This window comes from Veillonella sp. T14073-2 (assembly GCF_002959875.1).
GTDB classification, from domain to species: domain Bacteria; phylum Bacillota; class Negativicutes; order Veillonellales; family Veillonellaceae; genus Veillonella; species Veillonella infantium.
On sequence record NZ_PPDC01000006.1, the window covers coordinates 370,194 to 391,364 of the forward strand.

Below are 21,171 nucleotides of genomic sequence, written 5' to 3' on the forward strand. Positions count from 1 at the left end.
CCTATGTAGTTGGGGGCTTACATTATTAAACGAATAGAATATCGTTATTTAACAACGATATTGACAAGTTTACCTGGTACGTAAATAACTTTTACAATATTTTTACCTTCAGTAAACTCTTGAACACGGCTAGATTCTTTAGCCATTGTTTCTAATTCTTCTTTTGTAATATTTACGGAAACAGTAAGTTTATCACGAACTTTACCATTTACTTGTAATACTACTTCTACTTCATCTACAACAAGAGCTGCCTCTTCATATACAGGCCAATTTTCAGTGTGGATGGATGTAGTTTCACCTAATTCATGCCACAACTCTTCTGTCATATGTGGAACGAATGGAGCTAATAGAAGCAATAAGGAACGAGTCAATTCATTAGCAAAAGCGCTATTGATAGTGTCAGCTTTGTCCTTATGAGCATACATAGCATTTACAAGTTCCATAATAGCAGAAATAGCTGTATTGAAGTTGAAGTTATTATCAAGGTCTTCTGTAACTTTTTTGATAACCCGATGTAACTCACGACGCAATGCGAATTCGTCTTTTGTAAGTTCACCAGTTACATTTTTCTTACCTTCTTCGTTGTATGCATCAACGATACGCCATACACGGCCTAAGAAACGGTAAGAACCTTCAACACCTTGGTCAGACCAATCGAGGTCACGATCTACAGGAGCCGCAAATAGAATGAATAAGCGCGCCGTATCTGCACCATAAGTATTGATAATTTCTTCAGGGGAAACTACATTACCTTTGGATTTAGACATTTTGCTGCCTTCTTTAAGTACCATACCTTGTGTTAACAAACCACGGAATGGTTCGTTAGCTTCGATAAGGCCTAAATCGTGAATAACTTTCACAAAGAAGCGAGAGTACAACAAGTGCAAGATAGCATGTTCAATACCACCGATATATTGGTCTACATTCATCCAGTAGTTAGCAATTTTTTTATCGAATGGAGCTTGGTCGTTTTTAGCGTCTGTATAGCGCAAGAAGTACCAAGAGGAATCGATGAAAGTATCCATAGTATCTGTTTCACGATGTGCTGGACCACCACATTTAGGACATGTAGTGTGCAAGAAGTGTTCAGATGTAGCCAATGGAGATACCGCACCAGATTCAAATTTAACATCCTCTGGCAAGCGTACTGGCAACTCTTCTTCAGGAACGAGTTGTTCACCGCATTTTTCACAATATACTACAGGAATTGGCACGCCCCAGTAACGTTGACGAGAAATCAACCAGTCACGAAGGCGGAAGTTTACTTTACCTTCACCAATACCGCGCTCATTAAGTGCAGCTGTAATATTTTTACGAGCCTCTTCAGATGTTTGGCCGTTAAATTCACCAGAGTTAACTAGAATGCCATCTTCATGGTACCATTCTTGCCATTTTTCAAGGCTATATTCTTCGCCTTCCCGAGCTACAACCTGTTTAATTGGCAAATCGTATTTATGAGCAAATTCCCAGTCACGTTCATCATGTGCAGGGGAACCCATTACAGCACCTGTACCGTAGTCTACTAATACATAGTTTGCAATCCAAACTGGAACTTGTTCGCCAGACATAGGGTTTACTGCATAGGAACCAGTGAACATACCTTCTTTTGGTGCATCTGTAGATGTACGGTCGATATCGCTCATGTTGCGCATGCGCGTAATGAAAGCTTCCAATTCAGCTTTGTTAGGAGCATTTTCGATAAGGCGTTCTACATATGGATGTTCAGGAGCCAATACAACATAGCTTACGCCATAGATTGTATCAACACGTGTAGTATACACAGAGACACGTTCGTTAATGGATGGTACTTCAAAGGAGAATTCTGTACCTTCAGAGCGGCCAATCCAGTTCTTTTGCATCAATTTAACGCGTTGAGGCCAGTGATCAAGAGTATCCAAATCTGTTAATAAGCGATCAGCATATTCGGTAATGCGCAAGAACCATTGAGATAAGTCTTTTTTCTCAACTGGATTATCACAGCGCCAGCAAGCACCGTCGATAACTTGTTCATTCGCCAATACAGTATGGCACGTTTCGCACCAGTTTACTTTAGCTTCTTTTTTGTATGCTAAGCCTTTTTTGTAGAACTGTTGGAAGAACCATTGTGTCCATTTATAGTAATCTTCTTTACATGTTGCAACTTCACGGTCCCAGTCATAGGACAAGCCAAGTGCTTTTTGTTGCAATTTCATGTTCTCGATATTATCAAGAGTCCATGTTTTAGGTGCAATACCATGTTTGATAGCCGCATTTTCAGCAGGCATACCAAAGGAGTCCCAGCCCATTGGATGCAACACGTTGAAGCCCTTCATTTTTTTGAAACGAGCTACTACGTCACCGATGGAATAGTTACGCACGTGACCCATGTGTAAGTTACCAGATGGGTACGGGAACATTTCTAATACATAGTATTTCTCTTTAGATTCATCATATTCTGTTTTAAATGTATGGTTATCTTCCCAATACTTTTGCCACTTTTTCTCAATATCTTGGGCTACATATTTTTCGTTCATGTAGGGGCCTCCTCATATAGTCAACCTCATTAGTTGCCGTTTTATAATCAATATTTTTATTTTACTACTTCAAGTAAAAGCAGTCAAACTCTAGCGTTTTACTACTTGAACGGATTTTGTTAATTCGTTTTTAGTTGTTGTATTTTGAACAGAGCTATGACTCTTATAAGAAGCAATTTTATCCTTTGCCTCTTGTGCATCACGTTCCTTTTGAGCCTTAGCCGCTTCTTCTAAACGCTTTTTCTCTGCCTTAGCTTCCTCAGCTTGACGTTTTTTCTCTGCTTTTGCTTGTTCAGCTTCTTCTTTAGCTTTGCGTTTTGCTGCTTCTTTTTCTTCTTTAGCCTTGCGTTTCGCTTCTGCTTTAGCCGCTTTAGCCTTTTCTTTTTCTTCTAAGCGCAATTTGTATTGTTCAAGCTTAGTTAATGGTTTTGTTTCTTTTACTACAGGTTCAGGAATAACTTCAGTAGCGGATTTAGGAATGCCACGTCCTAAATCTTTACCTTGAATCATAGCGATTGTAGATTCATCTTCAAAGCCTTTACGCCATGCAGCAAAACCACCAAGTTTTAATTCTTTTACAAGATCAAGCTTTAACCCTAAAGACGTATTATCTTCAAACCAAATGCGATCGGAGCCAGAGCCAGTTGGGATAGATAAATAATACAATTTTAATCGATCATCCCAAGTCATTTTATCTTTGTAGTTAGCAAAGTAGGTACCAGTATTCTTCATAGCCAATGTTTCGCCCTTAGCATAGCCATTTGTATCATGCCACAAACGCATATAGAATGGTACACCAAGCACTAACTTATAAGACGGAACCTCTGAAAGCATTCTTTCAGTATGGTTACGAACCCAAGGATAACTTGCTACAGGACCAGCTGTAGTACTCTTAGCCCATGTTTCGTCATAAGCCATAAGAACCACATAGTCTACGGAATTAGCAAGGGCACTGCGATTATATACTAAAGACCATTCTGGACTATCAGAATAACCTGTTACATCGATAGAGGTTTTAATATTATATTGGTGTAAATGGTTAGACAAATACTCTACAAAAGCTGTTAAACGATCACGGTCAGCATAATCGATGTTTTCAAAATCAAAGTTATAACCATCAAAACCATAAATATAAGCATATTGAACAAGGTTATGAGCATATTTTTTCCATACCGATTGGTCTGCTAAAATGCCACTAGTAAAGCCTGGATCAAATCGATTCGTAATTAATGGCCATACGTGGTAACCTTTACTCTTATAATCATTAACATAATCAATGCTTACATTAGGACTTGCTTCTAGGCCGAGGCTATGTAGTTTAAACCAACTTGGAGAGATAATATTATCCCCGCTTACATTAAGTTTTGCTTGATACGGAGTTCCTTGTGTTGGCCATGGGTCAAAGGCCCAAGACAATGGTGTTTGCATTGTATACGGAGCTTTTACAGTAGAGGCTTGCGGAGCAGGACCTAATGTTAATTGTCCATTATTCTTTGTATAACTTACACCAAGCATAGCTGGATCAGACTCTATATCAACATAAGTCATCCCATTTTTACTTGTGGTAGGCAATTTTACAGGTTCACCTACAGCAGCAGGATTTAAAATAATAGTATTTCCTTGTAACTCTGTTTGAGGTACATATACTGTATAGGATGTTTTATATTGATTAGCTTCGTAATGACGCGTTGTGTTTGCTAAGAATTGGTCAATGGGAACCAATACCTCAGCTTGTGCTGCAGTACTGGATAATGCAGTCATTACTAAAGCTGTTAAGGATTTTAAAATAGTAGATTTACAAATCATAAACGCTCCTAACTCTAGCCCCATAAGGGGATATAATTTCAATCTCTATATTATATCATATTATATAGAGTTCATCTCTCTTGTTGCATGAAGGGTACATGTAATTTATAATTTACTTTATATAGTATGAATTCTTACATAAGGAGATTTATATGCATCAATATCTATTCTTTATAGGGGACTTCCCTATTAGAGCCTATGGTGCCATGTTAGCTTTAGCAATTATCTGCGGCGCATCTGTAGCATACGTACTATTAAAAAAAGACGGCCGAGGTTGGCATGAACACATCATCGACTTTTCCATTACCGTTGCCGTAGCTGGTCTTATCGGGGCTCGACTATGGGACGTATTCTTCTTTGACTGGAGTTATTATGGCAACCATTTATTGGAAATCCCCTTCGTTTGGCAAGGTGGTATGGCCATTCAAGGAGGTGTCGTTCTTGGCACCATTGCAGGCTATTGGTACTTACGTAAAAATAATATCGACTTTTGGGCCTTTGCCGATTTATTCGCACCAGCATTGATTTTGTCACAATCTGTAGGCCGTATGGCAAATCTTTTAAACGGCGATGCCTTCGGTCATCCTACGGGTGGTAATTTTGGTATTCTTTATCCTGAAAGTACCCTTGCATACCGCACCTATGGCAATCAACCACTATGGCCTGCCGAAGTGTGGGAAGGTCAGATTGATATTCTTATCTTTGTTGCCCTTTTATTATTCGGTTCCTTCAAACATGCCAAAGGCCAAGTATTTGTCCTATACGCTATTCTCTACTCTACAGCTCGTTTCTTCTTAGAGTTTTTGCGTGGTGATTATGTAAACTTAACATTAGGCTTAAAATCTGCGCAAATTACTAGCTTGATTGTCATCATCATTGGTATCTGTGTATTTATCTATCTAGGATATCTAGAAAAGAAAAATCAAAAAATAATTGTTGCTACAGAGCCTACAGTTAAAACAAAAAAGCGTAAATAAAACAGTAAATAATAAAAAATCCTTCATTCCTAGGTATGTGAATGAAGGATTTTTTATGTAAGTCATAATTTACGATTGACCTAACAGGCTAAATCAATACGTAAATAACTTATCCTATAAATTTTCTTTAGCTTTTAATGCATCTAGTTCTTCTAATGCTCGATTAGCAATGAGTGCATTTTTCTCTTTTTTCTTACGTACTTTTTGAGGCCATGGATCCATAATGCCAAAGTTGACATTCATCGGTTGGAAATTAGACCCTTCATAATTAGAAATATAGTGGCTAAGAGAGCCGATTGCCGTAGTTTTAGGGAAATCAATAAATGACCGTTCTTCTAAATAACGTTCTACTTGAAGACCTACCATGAGACCGCTCGCAGCAGATTCTAGATACCCTTCTACGCCTGTCATTTGACCAGCGAAGAATAGACGTGGTTCCTTTTTAAGTTGGAATGCATGATTCAATAACTCCGGAGAGTTAATATATGTATTGCGATGCATTACACCATAACGGATGAATTCAGCATTTTCAAGACCTGGAATCATACCAAATACACGCTTTTGTTCGCCCCATTTTAAATGAGTTTGAAAGCCTACCAAATTAAACATGGTACCTTCTTTATTCTCCTTACGCAATTGCACAACTGCATAAGATTCCTCATTGGTGCGTTTATCCACTAAGCCCACAGGCTTTAAGGGACCATAACGCAATGTATCTTCCCCACGGCTGGCCATAATTTCTACGGGCATACAGCCTTCAAAGTAGATTTCCTTTTCAAAATCTTTTGGTTGTACGGCCTCAGCCGTTGTAAGCTCATGCCAGAACGCTTTATATTCCTCTTCTGTCATAGGACAGTTAAGATAATCTGCATCGCCCTTGTCGTATCGAGATGCGGCAAATACTTTGTCGTAATTTAAAGATTCTGCCGTAACAATAGGAGCTGCTGCATCGTAGAAATAAAAACCTGTTTCACCTGTTAAGGCTTTAATCTTATCTCCTAATGCTTCAGACGTAAGTGGACCAGAAGCAAAGATAACAGTGCCTTCAGCAGGAATCTCAGTTACCTCTTCGTGGTGAACTGTAATATTAGGATGTCCCTTTACCTTCTTCGTCACCATTTCACTAAACAAATGACGATCAACGGCTAAAGCACCGCCGGCAGGTACAGCAGTTGCATCAGCACATTCCATAATAAGAGACCCTAAACGACGCATTTCTTCTTTTAAAAGACCTACTGCATTTTCAATATTGCCAGCTCGCAAGGAGTTACTACATACGAGCTCTGCAAATTGATCTGTTTGGTGCGCAGGAGAACTCTTCACGGGGCGCATTTCATATAAATCTACATGAATACCACGATTAGCGAGTTGCCAAGCCGCCTCAGAACCTGCTAGGCCCGCACCAATAACAATAACATTTTTATTATTCAACTGTTGTTTCCTCTTTTTTAGCTTTGCTAGACTTTTTAGATTCTTTAGATATTTTGGATTCTTTAGACTCTTTAGATTCTTTTACAGTTTCTTCACTAGCTTCGCTCTTTTTCTTTCTTGTTTTCTTTGGTGGTCTAGTTGGACATGTTTCATTGGAACAGAACTTTTTAGTTGTACCATTTTTATACGTCTTTTCAACCATAATAGAACCACAGGTTTCACAGAAATCATGGGTTGGTTTATCCCATAATGTAAAGTCACATTGTGGGTATCGATTGCAGCCGTAGAATAGACGACCACGGCGAGACTTACGCTCTACGATTTCCCCTTCCTTACATTTAGGGCAAGTTACACCTGTACCTACTGTAATAGGTTTAGTATTTTTACATTCTGGGAAGTTAGAACATGCTAGGAACTTACCATAGCGACCAAATTTATATACCATTGGGCTATTACAAAGTTCACAAGTTTCATCACTTTCCATAGATGCAATTTCAATGCGATCTACATCGCTCGCTTCTTCTAGCTCTTGCGCAAACACCTCATAGAAGTCAGATAGTACTTTTACATATGTGTCCTTGCCAGATGCAATTGCATCAAGCTCTTCTTCAAGGTCTCGTGTAAAGCCAGTATTGATGATCTTTTCAAAGTACTCTATCAAGAAGTCTACCACAACAAAGCCTAGCTCTGTGGGAATAAATTGTTTATTCGTATTTTCTACATAGTTACGGCTTACGATAGTATCTAGAATTGGCGCATACGTACTAGGACGACCAATACCGAGTTCTTCTAGTGTTTTGATGAGGCTCGCCTCAGAGTAACGAGGAGGTGGTTGTGTGAAGTGTTGTTCAGGCAATACCTCTACCGTATGAGCAGCATCATTCTTTTTAAGGGCAGGCAATTGAGGAGCATCCTCTTTTTTCGTATCTTCATAAACGGCGCTAAAACCAGGGAAGATTACGCGAGAGCCTGTCGCTTTAAATGTGTAATCATCATGAACGGTCAATTCAATAGTTGTAGATTCGTTTTGTTGTGGTGCCATTTGACTCGCCATAAAACGATTCCAAATCAATGTATATAATTTAAGCTCATCACGACTCAAGAAGGGCTCTACCATTTTAGGTGTTAACTCTAAAGATGTAGGACGAATTGCTTCATGAGCATCTTGAGCAGAACCCTTAGCACCATACTTATTTGGTTTAGAAGGATAATAATCTTCACCATAGTTGCGAAGAATATAGTCCTTAGCCATAGCTTGCATCTCTTTAGAGATACGCGTTGAGTCTGTACGCATGTACGTAATCAAGCCTACGTGGCCATAGGATCCGATTTCAAGACCTTCGTAAAGATGTTGCGCAATCATCATGGTACGTTTCGCACCAAAGTTCAATTTACGCACACCATCTTGTTGCAACGTAGACGTTGTAAACGGAGGTGCTGCTTTACGAGAACGCTTGCGCTTTTCAATATTTGTCACTACTGCATCGGCTCCGCCAATAGCATCCACTACGGCTTGTGCTTCACTTTCAGTAGTAATATCGATTTTTTCGCCTTTAATATGAGTCAGTTCTGCTGTGAAAGCCTCTTTTTTAGGCGTTTCAAAATTGCCTTCAATAGTCCAATATTCTTGTGGCACGAAAGCTTGAATTTCTCGCTCTCTTTCACAGATAAGTCGAACTGCAACGGATTGCACACGACCTGCGCTGAGGCCTTTACACACCTTTTTCCATAACAAAGGACTCAATTTATAGCCTACGATACGGTCTAATACACGGCGTGCTTGTTGGGCATCAACCATGTTCATATCAATAGTACGTGGATATTCTAAAGCCTCTGCTACGGCATTTTTAGTAATCTCATTAAACGTAATACGACATGTAGATGTAGGATCTACATTTAAAATGTACGCTAAATGCCAAGAAATAGCTTCCCCTTCGCGGTCAGGGTCAGTTGCGAGCAATACGGCGCTGCTTTCATCGGCGTAGGAAACGAGTTCATCAATAACCTTTTTACGAGTAACCAAATTACTATAACGGGGCGTAAAATCATGTTCGATATCGATGCCCATTTGTGACTTTGGCAAATCTCGTAAGTGGCCCATACTCGCCTTTACAACGTAGTTAGGGCCTAAGAATTTTTCAATTGTTTTAGATTTAGCAGGAGACTCTACGATAACCAACACTTTGCCATCAGGATTATATACGCGTGGTTCACGCTGCTCTGGTGGCACGGAAGTTTGCAATACAGATTTATCCCGTACAATCCCCATTGGAGTAAGGGCTTCTTTAGCAACCTTACGCTTTATCGTAGTACTCTCTTTCTTTGTACTTTTCTTTTTAGTATCTTTACTAGTACTAGCTGCTTTTGGCTCGCCAATAACGATAGATCGTTTAATGGACAAGTATATCACTCCTAGTCATATTAATATAGCCTCTCGGCGGATGATTCTCTATAGCCCCTTCCATTTCTAACTCTAGTAATAAGGGCTGCAGTTGTTGTAATGGTATAGAGGTCGCTTTCAAAATATCACTAACGGTGACACAACGATCATGAGGTATTTCGCTCAATAGTAGACTCCTATCCACATTAAAGCTTAACATAGAGAGCCCTTGTGTATCAACACCCTGACCCTGATTCCCTATTTGATTACTATCTTTTACGCTCATACTATCTTTTTTATTCGGTGGTGAAAGTGTTTCTTTAGTACTAAACATATCTCGCAAGGTTAAATGATATTCCTTAACGATATCTTCATAACCAGTTAATACAAACGCTCCATTACGCATGAGAAATTTATTGCCATCTGCTGTATGATCCAATAAATTACAAGGCACCACAAATACATCTCGCCCTTCGCTAACAGCCATATCCGCTGTAATGAGAGAACCACTACTTGCTTTTGCCTCTACTACGATGACACCTCTACTAAGGCCACTAATGATACGATTACGAGCAGGGAAATGTTTAGCAGATGGGGGTGTACCAGGAGGGTATTCAGATACAAGTAAACCATTGTTTTGTAAAATTCGATCAAAGAGTTTTGTATTCTCTCGTGGATATGCTATATCTAAGCCACAACCCATAACCACAATACCGTACCCTTGACTAGATAACAGTCCTTCGTGACCATGTGCATCGATACCTCGTGCACCACCACTGACGATAATAGTGCTGTATTTACCGAGCTCTTTACCAAGCATTCTCGCCACATTACGACCATACAACGAGCAGCGCCGTGCCCCTACAAGAGCAATCCGATTTAACCGTTTATCTAAAAGGGCTCTATTACCTCGCATAAACAATATAGCCGGAGGATTATAAATGTGGTTCAAAATAGATGGAAAATCTTTATCTAAAAAGGTAGTAAAGTCCATCTTATATTCGTCTATTTTATGAATGATATAATCTAACTTTTCATCCTTAGCCGATGATGCAATAGCACGTTTATCAGCGTTAGGAATATGTGTGTAAGGCTTTAAATTTTCAACCTTCTTAACGGCATCCCAAGCATCATAGGGCGACCCAAAATCCTCTATGAAACGCCGTACATGTGTAGCTCCCACATTATATAAACTTTGCAAGCCTGCAATATAAATATTATCATCGTATCTAGTCATCTTTTCACCTATTTACCTATTTACCTGTTCTAAACAACATAGCCTCAGAAATATGATGAGGCTCCACTTGTGGGTTTCCTTCAAGGTCAGCTATAGTACGGGCTACCTTTAATATGCGATCAAAGGCACGTCCACTTAAATGAAAGTGGTCAAATATATTACCTAAAACACTCCAAGCCTTATCTGTAATATTACATAACTCACCTATAGCCTTATGAGGTACAACTCCATTAGAGTTAAACTCTAAGTTTTCATAACGCTTTTGTTGCAAAGCAGTTGCCATAATCACTTGTTGTCTCATGCTTTCACTTGTCATAGTAGACATGGAATGATCTAATAATTGTTCTAGTGTAGGTCTCTCAATGGGAATATGTAAATCAATGCGGTCCATAATAGGACCTGACAATCGTTGCTGATAGTTTTTGACCATCGTTTCAGAACATATACATTCCCTATGAGGATCATGATAGTAACCACAGGGACATGGATTTGCAGCCAATATACAAATAAAATTAGCCGGATATATATAATTGCCTTGAGACCTATTGATAGTAATTGTACGAGACTCTAAGGGCTGCCTTAGGGCATCAATAACTTGACGCTGAAACTCTGGTGCTTCATCCATAAATAAAACACCTCCATGAGCAAGTGTCACTTCCCCAGGGCGTCCTTGTATACCTCCACCCACCATACTCGCCAAAGTCGCCGTATGATGTGGATGCCTAAAAGGCCTATTTCTAACGAGCCCATTATCACCGAGTAAACCGATCACATCTTGGATACGACTAACCTCAACCATCTCATTCCAAGACATGGGTGGCAATATGGTCGGTAATCGTTCGGCCATCATCGTTTTACCACCACCTGGCGGACCTATCATAATACAATGATGATGACCGGCAGCACTAATAAGCATGGCCCGTTTACCAAGCTCTTGACCTTGTACATCTCCAAAATCTACATCATACATAGTACTAGGGTTTATATTATCCATCGTATCTGTTAGCATCTCATTTTGATTTTCACAATGTATCTGAAGATTACTATCATACTTTATCTGAAGTTCACTATTATTATTTACCTTTTTTTGAACTTCATTTATATGTTTTGTTGGTTGTTTCTGTCTTTTTACCTGTTTTGAATTTGAATTAGATTTAGATTTAACCTGTTCTTCTAACACGCTAATAATATCTTGTAATGAAGACTCGCCATATATAGTAAGATTCGGAATAGCTTTTAGAGTATGTCCATTTTCTACGCTTGTATATATAGTGGAGTAATTAGCTTCTAACCCTGCCAATGACATCGCCAAGGTTCCAAAGGTAGGTAGCAGTGAACCATCTAAGGCTAGCTCACCCATAAATAGACATCTATTCAATAAAGCTGAAATATTAGCTTTACGCCCCCTTATCTGCCCCGATGCAACGAGAACCCCTAAAGCAATCGCTAAATCGAGCCCTGCGCTACTTTTGCGAATTGTAGCAGGTGCTAGATTTACTACGATACGCCTCATAGGGAAGTCATAGCCACTATTTTTGATAGCCGCCCTCACACGTTCACGAGCTTCCTTTACAGATTGATTAGGCAGTCCTACCATATCAAATACAGGCAAACCTTGCGATATATCTACCTCAACCGTAATGATACATCCATCTATACCATGTAAGGTGGCTCCATAAAGTTTTGCATACATAGGTAACCTCTCTAAAAGCACTGCGGCAAATAATGAATGGAACTTTGAAAGTCTTCATGCAAGTACACTTCGATTACATCAAAAGATAACTCTTTCCAGCGCCGTCTTTTCTGATGTAGATCATACAAAAATAACATGGCTGCCCGTTTAATATGCTTCTGTTTCTTCTTAGTTACCGCCTCACGGGCCAATCCGTGCTGCATGCCGCGACGAGCTTTAATTTCTATAAAGTGATACACTAAATCACGTTTAGCAATAATATCGATTTCACCTAATCTAGTTCGATAATTCGTATCTACTACAGTAAGGCCTATTTTTTCAATATATTTAATGGCCACCCGTTCTCCCCATTTTCCTAGCTCCTTGGAATCGAGTTCATTAAATGCTTTACCTGTACTAATCGTTTTCATATATACCTCCTATTTACATGTAGTAACTACAATAATTTATAGAATAGTTATCACTCAATCTACATCTAAACTTTCAACAGGTAACACTTACTTGTAGCGTAGAGTATGGAGACTATAAAAGTAAATACAAAAGAGGTTCCTAATAGTCACATCGGTGACCAATAGGAACCTCTTTACGGTTATGAACTATATGCGATTTATAATGATACAACTAATACAATTAATACAAATATAGAAGTTAACTTAATAGTCGAATCATAAAATAAGTTTATTAATAATCACTCAGGTTTAACCCAACGTACGATAGATTTAATAGGTTCAAAGCTCTTACGGTGAAGTGGTGTTACCCCTTGTTGTTCAACAGCTTCTTTATGTAACTCCGTATAATAACCTTTATGGATACCAAATCCATAGCCAGGGTATTCGTCATCAAGGCTCTTCATATATCGATCTCGCGTAACCTTTGCAATGATTGATGCAGCAGCAATATTAGCGCTTTTACTATCCCCTTTAATAATGGATTCCACAGGAATCGTTAAATCAGGTAATTTCATAGCATCTGCTACTACTGCTTCCGCAGGTACGCTAAGTGTACGAATTGCTTCATACATCGCTTGTCGCGTTGCTTCATAGATATTAAGCTCATCAATCTTTTCTGGGCCGTAAGAAATACAGCTAACTGCTACAGCTTCTTTCATGATGATATCGTAGAGGGCTTCACGCTTTTCTTCGGTTAGCTTTTTAGAGTCATTTAAACCAGGAATTAATGTCATAGGCGGCAATATAACGGCAGCTACCGTTACAGGTCCTGCAATAGGGCCACGACCTACCTCATCAACACCAGCTACATGATACATACCTTGATCGTAGAACATGCCTTCATAGTCATACATGCTCATGAGCCGTTGCTGTTCTTTTAACTCTTTTTCTTGACGCTTAATGTAAGAAGCGGCCAATTTTTGTACAGAAGTACGAGTATCCTCTTGAGCTAAAGACAAAATCTCTAAGGCTTGTTCAGTTTCAAAAAGAGCTTTTATATCTGCTACTTTTAATTTACTAAATGTATCCTTATCCATTTTGTGTTTCCTCACCATCTTCAGGATAGTATGGTTCTTCATCTACTTTGTCTAGTGTAATTGTACCAAGTTTAGTATTGCGATAGTCTTGCAAAATGATGCGGCGTGCTTTATCAAAATCTACTACGCCACCACTAACGAGACAACCACGACGACGACCGATGCTTTCAAGAATAGTATCCACATCTGTCATCTCTTCTTCTTTTAATTTATAACGTTCAACCAAAATATTTGGTGTATTCGTCAATAAGTGATTAATTAGCTGTTTAATAACATGCTCTAAGTCGTACACATCATCAGAAACAGCACCCGTCATAGCAAGGCGAGCCGCTGCGCGTTGGTCCTCTAATTTAGGCCATAATACGCCTGGTGTATCAAGCAATTCAAGGTTCTTACCAATTTTAACCCATTGTTGACCACGTGTATGACCAGCCTTGTTAGCTGTACGTGTTGCTGCAGAACCAGCTAAGGAGTTAATTAACGTAGATTTACCTACATTAGGAATACCTAAAATAATAGTACGTACAGAACGACTACGAATGCCTTTTGCTACCCAACGATCGATGATAGGCTTGCTCAAACGCTCTACAGTAGATATTAACTTCTTATTACCCTTGCCAGACTTAGAATCAATAGCCAATACCGTAATGCCTTGTTTAGTAAAGAATTCAGTCCATTCCTTTGTGGCTTTAGGATCTGCTAAATCTACTTTATTTAACAGTACGATATGAGGTTTCTGACCAACCAGCTCTGTGATTACAGGGTTTGCACTAGAACGAGGAATACGCGCATCTAGTAACTCGATAACTACATCTACCTTTTTTATATACTCCGTAATCATACGTGTGGCTTTCGCCATATGCCCAGGGAACCAATGTACGATAGGTGAATCTGCCATAGTATTTCCTTTCATATCTAAATTTTAGCAAAAATAAAAGGCTGCCAACGGCAGCCTTTTATGAACATTAGCGTTTTTCGCGAATACGAGCAGCTTTACCAGTAAGGTTACGTAAGTAGTACAATTTAGCACGACGAACAACACCACGGCGCATAACTTCGATTTTAGCTAAGCGTGGGCTGTGAAGTGGGAATGTACGTTCTACACCTACACCGGATGCAATACGACGAACTGTGAAAGTTTCACGTACGCCACCGTTTTGACGTTTAATTACCAAACCTTCGAATACTTGGATACGTTCACGAGAACCTTCCACTACTTTTACGTGTACGCGAACTGTGTCACCAGCGCGGAAAGTAGGGATGTCTGTACGAAGTTGTTCTTGTTCAAGTACGTTAATAATGTTCATTGTTTCCTCCTGTTTGCAGACATTCAATACCTACACCTTATAGGCAGCGGACTGTCTCAAATTAACAGCAATATAGTATCATAAATCACGTACTGTTCGCAAGTATTTTCTATATAATTTTAAGAAACTGATTATTTACTTAAAATTGGGCGCTTTAACTTACCTAACAAGCGGTATAAATCATCTTTTTCATCATCAGAAAAATCAGAAAATAGTACATTAAGAAATTGGTCATATGAATGTAATAGTGATTTACCCAATCGTTTCCCCTCTTCAGTGAGCCCTACTACGGAAATTCGTTTATCCATATAATCGATGTGCTTTGTGACATACCCTAATTCAATAAGAATATCGGTCTGCTCTGATACTGTAGCAGGACGCATATTAAGAGCATCTACCAATTGTTTTTGAGATGCTCCTTCAGATCGCATATATAATTCTATAATTATTTTATCACGAGACTTTTCTTTACCATTTGGCACCTTACATAAGGCTTTATATAATTCATCATGATTCATGACAGTTATCTCCTCATACAACTTTGTATATTATAAGATATTCGCCATGGCCTCAAAAAATCCTGCATAAAATTTGTATATTCTTCGTAAAAGCAAAAAGAGGTACCAAATGGTACCTCTTCTTTCATATATTACTGTAAAAGTTTTATCTATCTTTTACCCAATAAATTATTTCAATGCGCTAATATCGCCGATAATAGCCATTACGCTGTAAGCCAAGCGAACAAGTTGTAAACGGTTAGCTTTAATAGCTTCGTCTTTGTCCATAACCATTACATCTTCAAAGAATTTGTTGATGGCTGGAACTAAAGTAGCAGGAACAGCTACAACAGCAGTGTAATCATTTGCTTCCCATGCAGCAAGGCTAGCTTCGGAAGCTTTAGAAGCAGCTTCGAATAATGCTTTTTCAGCATCTTCTTTCAACAAGTCGGTATTAACACCTGTATATTCCACATCTTTTACAAGATTATACATACGAGTATAGGCTTGAACAAGCTCAACATTTTCATCGATGCGATTTGCTAACAATGCGTTTACAAGACCTTCTGCATCAGCAACGGACAATTCGTTGTTAGACAACAACAAGTCGATGACATGATGAGGCACTTCACGATCAAGGAAGATATTTTTCAAACGAAGTGTGAAGAACTCTTCAACTTGGTTAAGCAATTCTTCTTGTTTGTCAGCAGCTACGTTCAATAACTCCATAGATGCTTTGAAGATTGGACGCAAGCTGATGTTCCACTCACTACCAAGTAAGATGTTCAAGATACCAATTGTTTGACGACGCAATGCATATGGATCTTGAGAACCTGTAGGGATTAAACCACGGCTGAAAGTAGCAACGATGTTATCTACTTTATCGATGATGGATAATACTTTACCTGCTTCAGTTTGAGGCAATACATCGCCTGCAAAACGTGGTAAATATTGTTCAAAAATAGCTTCTGCTACCTCAGGAGATTCACCATCAAGTAAAGCGTACTCTTTCCCCATTACACCTTGTAATTCTGTGAACTCTGTAACCATACCTGTTGTAAGGTCAGTTTTAGCAAGCTCTGTAGCGCGTTCCAATACAACAGCTGCATCTTCGTGCAAGCCACATTCTTCACCAAATACACGGCCCAATTTAAGCAAGCGTTCAGTTTTATCTGCTAAGTTACCAAGACCTTCTTGGAATACGATTTTAGTCAAACCATCTTGACGGTCGATAAGAGGCTTCTTCCGGTCTTCGTTAAAGAAGAATTTAGCATCATCAAGACGTGCGCGCAATACACGTTCATTACCAGCTTGAACTACTTCGATGGAATGATCAGAGCCGTTACGAACCGTTAAGAACATTGGCAACAATTTACCATCTTGGTCAACCAATGGGAAGTAACGTTGATGGTCTTTCATAGGCGTAATGATAGCAGCATCTGGAAGTGCCAAGTAAGACTCTTCAAAGCCGCCGCACAATGCTGTAGGCCATTCAACAAGATAGTTGATTTCTTCTAACAAATCATCATCCCAAACGATGGATGCATTTTTAGAAGCTGCAATATCATGTAATTGTTTAGAGATCAATTCACGACGTGCGTCTTGATCAACCATAACAAAGTTTTCTTTTAATGTGTCTACATAGGATGCTGCATTCTTAATAGTGATTTCATCAGCACCTAAGAAGCGATGACCACGTGTTACATTACCAGATTTTACAGTAGCAAATTCTACAGGAATTACTTCTTCATCAAGTAATGCTACAAGCCAACGTACTGGACGTACAAATTTAGCATCTAGATTGCCCCAATGCATGGATTTAGGGAAGTTAAGGCCTGTAATCAATTGTGGCAACATGTCTGTAACAATATCTTTTGCAGGTACACCGGCAGTTTTAGTTTCAGCGTAGATATAACCGTCTTCTACAACAAGATCAGCTACATCAAGACCTTTACCACGAGCAAAGCCGATAGCTGCTTTTGTAGCATTGCCGTCGGCATCGTATGCGATGGATGCAGAAGGGCCTTTATGACGTTCACTGATTTCAGCAGATGTATCAGCAAGACCTTTCACGATAAGAGCCAAACGACGTGGTGTACCGTATGTTGCGATGCTTTCAAAAGGAAGATGGGCATCATTTAATTTTGTTTCAGCCAATTGTTTCAATTGACCTAAGATATTTGGCATAAAGCCGGCAGGAATTTCTTCTGCACCGATTTCAAATAATAAATCCTTTGCCATCTTATTTATCTCCTTTCAAAAGTGGGAAACCTAATTCTTCGCGTTTAGCGAGGTATTGTTGTGCGCAAATACGAGCTAATGCACGTACGCGGCCAATGAAAGCAGTACGTTCACTGATAGAAATAGCGCCACGGGAATCAAGCAAGTTGAATGTGTGGGAACATTTCAATACATAGTCGTAAGCTGGTAGTACATAACCGGCTGCACAAACGCGTTTTGCTTCTGCTTCGTACATATCAAACAATTTGAAAAGCATATCTGTATCTGCTAATTCGAAATTGTAAACGGATTGCTCAACTTCGTTAGCATGCCAAACGTCACCGTATGTAACGTTTTCATTCCATTTAAGGTCATATACGTTTTCTACGCCTTGAATGTACATAGCCAAACGTTCTAAACCGTATGTAATTTCTACGGAAACCGGTTTACAGTCGATGGAACCAACTTGTTGGAAATATGTAAACTGCGTTACTTCCATACCGTCGAGCCATACTTCCCAACCAAGGCCCCAAGCGCCCAATGTTGGAGACTCCCAGTTATCCTCTACAAAACGAATGTCATGATCTTCAGCATGAATACCAAGAGTTGCCAAGGATTGTAAATACAATTCTTGGATATTATCTGGAGATGGTTTCACGATAACTTGGAATTGATGATGTTGGAACAAACGGTTAGGATTATCACCATAACGACCGTCTGCTGGACGACGAGAAGGCTCTACATAACATACAGCCCATGGTTCAGGACCAATTGCATGCAAGAATGTAGCAGGGTTCATTGTACCTGCACCCTTTTCGATGTCATATGGATTTTGAACGATACAACCTTGATCGCTCCAGAATTTTTGTAGATTTAAAATAATCTCTTGAAATGTCATTGCTGCCTCCACTTTACACAACCGACATAAAATCAACCATTTCGTTACAAACAAAAAAGTCCCTGTAACGAAAAACGTTACAGGGACGAGTATACCCGCGGTTCCACCCTATTTGGCTTGCGCCCTCTTTTTTCTATGTTGGCCTTTACTAACAGATACCTGCGTTCCTGCCAATGCTCTACAGCGCCTTCAACCAAATGTGAGCTTACACCATCCTCACTCGCTAGAGAGGTTTACTACTCTGCTTCATCGCATATATTATACACAATATTGTAGCAATACAGGGGGATGAATGTCAATCTCTAAGAACACTATAATTGTTTAACCAAGAGCTATTAAAAGCAATAAACCTAGTTCTAGATATATATTCCATAAATATACTCCATAAACAAAAAAACTAATACACCTACTAATACAGCTAAGACAAATAATACTAAGAAAGTACGAGTCAGAATCCATCCTCTTTTTTCATACTCCGTTAGTGTTCCAGCTTTATTTTTACGCCATAAGATATAAGTACCTACCATACCTATTCCAAGCATAAATAGTGCATTAAAGTCCTCAATGAATTTAGGTAACCCAAAATACGATTCTATTAAAATACTGATTAAGAAATAGTTGCCAATTAGTGTTAAAATTGTAACCTTTCGTGTACCCCAAGATTTAATCATATAATAATTAAAACCTAAAAGTAAAAATATATTTACTATTTGTTTTTCCATTTGTCTTCTTTCTAATGAGATATTACGGCCATAAAATAAAAGTGTATTTTAATAGCATTATTAAATTAGTGAAATATAATCCATAAGATAAACACGATTCCAATTATGTATATATAATTTTCATTACGTCCATCTTTATATGTACTAGATTCCTTTTTCTGTATATTTCTGATGAAATCTTTAAAAAAGTGAGTTACTAGAACTGCACCTAATGGATAAAAATAAGCATATCCAAAATTAAAGAACATATAGAATATTAAAAAACCAATACAAGCAACTATACTTACTAAATTTGTAAATTTATATAAATATGGGTATCGCATATTATTTACCCATTCTTGTTGCTTACGAGTTAAATTCTGTTGTAATACATTTTTATAATACGCACGAAGATCCCAAAGCAAAATAAATAATACTATCCCAAAAGTATAATCAAACTTATCTATCATTTAACAGACTTACCTCCTAGCTAGTTTTACATAACTCTTATATAAAATAATAGTCATGTTAAATCATATTTAAATAAACCATTATAGTTATATAAATAAATTGTAAACCACCTACCAAAGATAATCAATTCATCTTCGATAGGTGGTTTATTTTATTCGCCCTTAGCAATATTATCTAAGAGTTCAATATAGCTTTGTTTATTTAATGCTGGTGTAAAGTTATCTAATACATCTTTAGCACCTGCGGCATCATCGTATAGTAGGTCTACGATTGTCATAGCCAAGGCTTGTGCCGTTTTAATGTACGCTACATCAGGCACAGAGATTTCATATTCTGCACTGTGTAATACGCCACTAATACAACCAACCCAAGGGTGGATAACAGGCATCAAGTGAGATACGTCCCCCATATCTGTACTAGCTGTAATATGTGGACCTTGATATACATTGGCTTCACCAAAAATAGGATTTGAATTTTCTCGTAATAATGCATTCATACGTTCATCATTACGCATTGGTAAATAACCAGGTAAGTCTTTGATAACACATGTGGCGCCTACTGCATCGCCACCAGCTTTCAAGGCACGATTAACACGATGGTTACCATCTACAATAGCTTGAATATTAGAGGCACGCACATAGCTTTCAACTTGTACATAATCAGGTACACAGTTTACCAATGTACCACCTTGATTAATAATTGGATGGAATCTAAAATAATCGCTTTCTTTGAAAGTTTCACGAATGGAGTTAACCCCCATAACGCCCATCAAAGCAGCATTAAGGGCATTGATACCTTCATGAGGAGCTTGAGCCGCATGAGCTACCTTACCGTGATACTCAATCAATTTAGATACGAATCCATTGGAGGTGCTGCCTAGTCCCATCTCACCAGCTGGTGTTTTAGCTGTCTCTACATGCATTTGCATAGCCATATCGATATCATCAAAAGCACCTTCATAGATGAGCTGTTGCTTACCACCCATATACTTAAGCTTACCTTGTTCACGCAATTTATTGCGGTAATCAATTTCAATCATTTCCTCTGCAGGAACAGCAAATAATACGACATCCCCACCGAGTTGATCCATCACAGCTTGTAAGCCTATAGCAACAGCTAACATATTGGTAATTTGTATATTATGACCACAGCAATGGGCAGCGCCTGTTAAATCATCAGCACGAGGATGGCGAGGACACAGAATAGCATCTAATTCCCCAACCATTGCAACCGTATATTTACTATCTCGGCCTTTCATACGACCTTTTACACCTGTCAATGCATGCCCTGTAGTATAAGAAATACTAAGTTCATCAAACATAGCTTGAACCTTCTTAGAGGTTTTTACCTCTTTAAAACCTAGTTCAGGTTCAGCCATAATAGATTCAGCTAATTCTCGTAACCGCGGTTGTGCATCAACAATAGCTTTACAAACACGTTGTTTTACTTCTTCCTTTGTCATACGGCTCATAATGTCTCCTTTATAAAATCGACCGTATAAAATACGGTCGATCATCTCATCATGATGTATAGATATCTTCTAAAATATAAATC

At 38.7% G+C, this 21,171-nt stretch carries 17 protein-coding genes; 1 reads left to right on the top strand and 16 read right to left on the bottom strand.

Going from position 1 to position 21,171, the window contains the following annotated elements; translation table 11 throughout:
• Nucleotides 1-44: 44 nt before the first annotated feature.
• The gene (gene leuS, locus VCHSUH04_RS05245) at nucleotides 45-2,513 is read right to left on the bottom strand and encodes a leucine--tRNA ligase (RefSeq protein ID WP_105085652.1); all 2,469 of its coding nucleotides are present in this window, start codon (nucleotides 2,511-2,513) and stop codon (nucleotides 45-47) included.
• A 90-nt stretch (nucleotides 2,514-2,603) separates the two neighbouring features.
• A complete protein-coding gene (locus tag VCHSUH04_RS05250; RefSeq protein WP_105085653.1) occupies nucleotides 2,604-4,319 on the bottom strand; it encodes a glycosyl hydrolase family 18 protein in 1,716 nt (571 codons plus the stop codon).
• Nucleotides 4,320-4,471: 152 nt separating this feature from the next.
• Between VCHSUH04_RS05250 and lgt the strand changes: the two genes are divergently transcribed.
• Nucleotides 4,472-5,296 carry a prolipoprotein diacylglyceryl transferase gene (gene lgt / locus VCHSUH04_RS05255; protein WP_105085654.1) on the top strand — a complete coding sequence of 275 codons (825 nt, stop codon included), beginning with the start codon at nucleotides 4,472-4,474 and terminating at the stop codon, nucleotides 5,294-5,296.
• A gap of 114 nt (nucleotides 5,297-5,410) precedes the next feature.
• Here lgt and trmFO read toward each other — a convergent pair whose 3' ends face one another.
• From trmFO to VCHSUH04_RS05325, 14 genes are all read right to left on the bottom strand, one after another.
• The gene (gene trmFO / locus VCHSUH04_RS05260; RefSeq protein WP_105085655.1) at nucleotides 5,411-6,727 is read right to left on the bottom strand and encodes a methylenetetrahydrofolate--tRNA-(uracil(54)-C(5))-methyltransferase (FADH(2)-oxidizing) TrmFO; all 1,317 of its coding nucleotides are present in this window, start codon (nucleotides 6,725-6,727) and stop codon (nucleotides 5,411-5,413) included.
• Nucleotides 6,720-9,128, bottom strand: coding sequence for a type I DNA topoisomerase (gene topA / locus VCHSUH04_RS05265; protein ID WP_105085656.1), 2,409 nt, complete (start codon nucleotides 9,126-9,128; stop codon nucleotides 6,720-6,722). The genes trmFO and topA overlap by 8 nt, the downstream gene beginning before the upstream one ends.
• Nucleotides 9,118-10,344: a DNA-processing protein DprA gene (dprA, locus tag VCHSUH04_RS05270; RefSeq protein ID WP_105085657.1), complete on the bottom strand. Its 1,227-nt coding sequence runs from the start codon at nucleotides 10,342-10,344 to the stop codon at nucleotides 9,118-9,120. The genes topA and dprA overlap by 11 nt, the downstream gene beginning before the upstream one ends.
• Nucleotides 10,345-10,360: 16 nt before the next feature.
• A complete protein-coding gene (locus tag VCHSUH04_RS05275; protein WP_105085658.1) occupies nucleotides 10,361-12,037 on the bottom strand; it encodes a YifB family Mg chelatase-like AAA ATPase in 1,677 nt (558 codons plus the stop codon).
• 11 nt (nucleotides 12,038-12,048) lie between these two features.
• The gene (locus VCHSUH04_RS05280) at nucleotides 12,049-12,447 is read right to left on the bottom strand and encodes a YraN family protein (RefSeq protein WP_060924313.1); all 399 of its coding nucleotides are present in this window, start codon (nucleotides 12,445-12,447) and stop codon (nucleotides 12,049-12,051) included.
• A 278-nt stretch (nucleotides 12,448-12,725) separates the two neighbouring features.
• Nucleotides 12,726-13,523, bottom strand: a complete 798-nt coding sequence (locus VCHSUH04_RS05285; protein WP_105085659.1) for a ribonuclease HII — start codon at nucleotides 13,521-13,523, stop codon at nucleotides 12,726-12,728.
• Nucleotides 13,516-14,421, bottom strand: coding sequence for a ribosome biogenesis GTPase YlqF (gene ylqF / locus VCHSUH04_RS05290; RefSeq protein WP_105085660.1), 906 nt, complete (start codon nucleotides 14,419-14,421; stop codon nucleotides 13,516-13,518). Before ylqF ends, VCHSUH04_RS05285 begins: the two co-directional genes overlap by 8 nt.
• A 67-nt stretch (nucleotides 14,422-14,488) precedes the next feature.
• Nucleotides 14,489-14,830 carry a 50S ribosomal protein L19 gene (gene rplS / locus VCHSUH04_RS05295; RefSeq protein ID WP_005377523.1) on the bottom strand — a complete coding sequence of 114 codons (342 nt, stop codon included), beginning with the start codon at nucleotides 14,828-14,830 and terminating at the stop codon, nucleotides 14,489-14,491.
• Nucleotides 14,831-14,961: 131 nt separating this feature from the next.
• Nucleotides 14,962-15,348: a MarR family winged helix-turn-helix transcriptional regulator gene (locus VCHSUH04_RS05300; RefSeq protein ID WP_005386549.1), complete on the bottom strand. Its 387-nt coding sequence runs from the start codon at nucleotides 15,346-15,348 to the stop codon at nucleotides 14,962-14,964.
• A 168-nt stretch (nucleotides 15,349-15,516) separates the two neighbouring features.
• Nucleotides 15,517-17,568, bottom strand: a complete 2,052-nt coding sequence (glyS, locus tag VCHSUH04_RS05305) for a glycine--tRNA ligase subunit beta (RefSeq protein ID WP_105085661.1) — start codon at nucleotides 17,566-17,568, stop codon at nucleotides 15,517-15,519.
• Between the two features lies 1 nt (nucleotide 17,569).
• Nucleotides 17,570-18,445 (bottom strand): glycine--tRNA ligase subunit alpha, encoded by an 876-nt coding sequence (gene glyQ, locus VCHSUH04_RS05310; protein ID WP_060919832.1) that lies wholly within the window; start codon nucleotides 18,443-18,445, stop codon nucleotides 17,570-17,572.
• Nucleotides 18,446-18,801: 356 nt separating this feature from the next.
• Entirely contained in the window at nucleotides 18,802-19,167 is a 366-nt protein-coding gene (locus VCHSUH04_RS05315) for a hypothetical protein (RefSeq protein WP_233188279.1), read from the bottom strand.
• Nucleotides 19,168-19,232: 65 nt separating this feature from the next.
• A complete protein-coding gene (locus VCHSUH04_RS05320; protein WP_105085662.1) occupies nucleotides 19,233-19,616 on the bottom strand; it encodes a hypothetical protein in 384 nt (127 codons plus the stop codon).
• A gap of 152 nt (nucleotides 19,617-19,768) precedes the next feature.
• Nucleotides 19,769-21,088, bottom strand: a complete 1,320-nt coding sequence (locus tag VCHSUH04_RS05325; protein ID WP_105085663.1) for an amidohydrolase — start codon at nucleotides 21,086-21,088, stop codon at nucleotides 19,769-19,771.
• Nucleotides 21,089-21,171 lie beyond the last annotated feature (83 nt).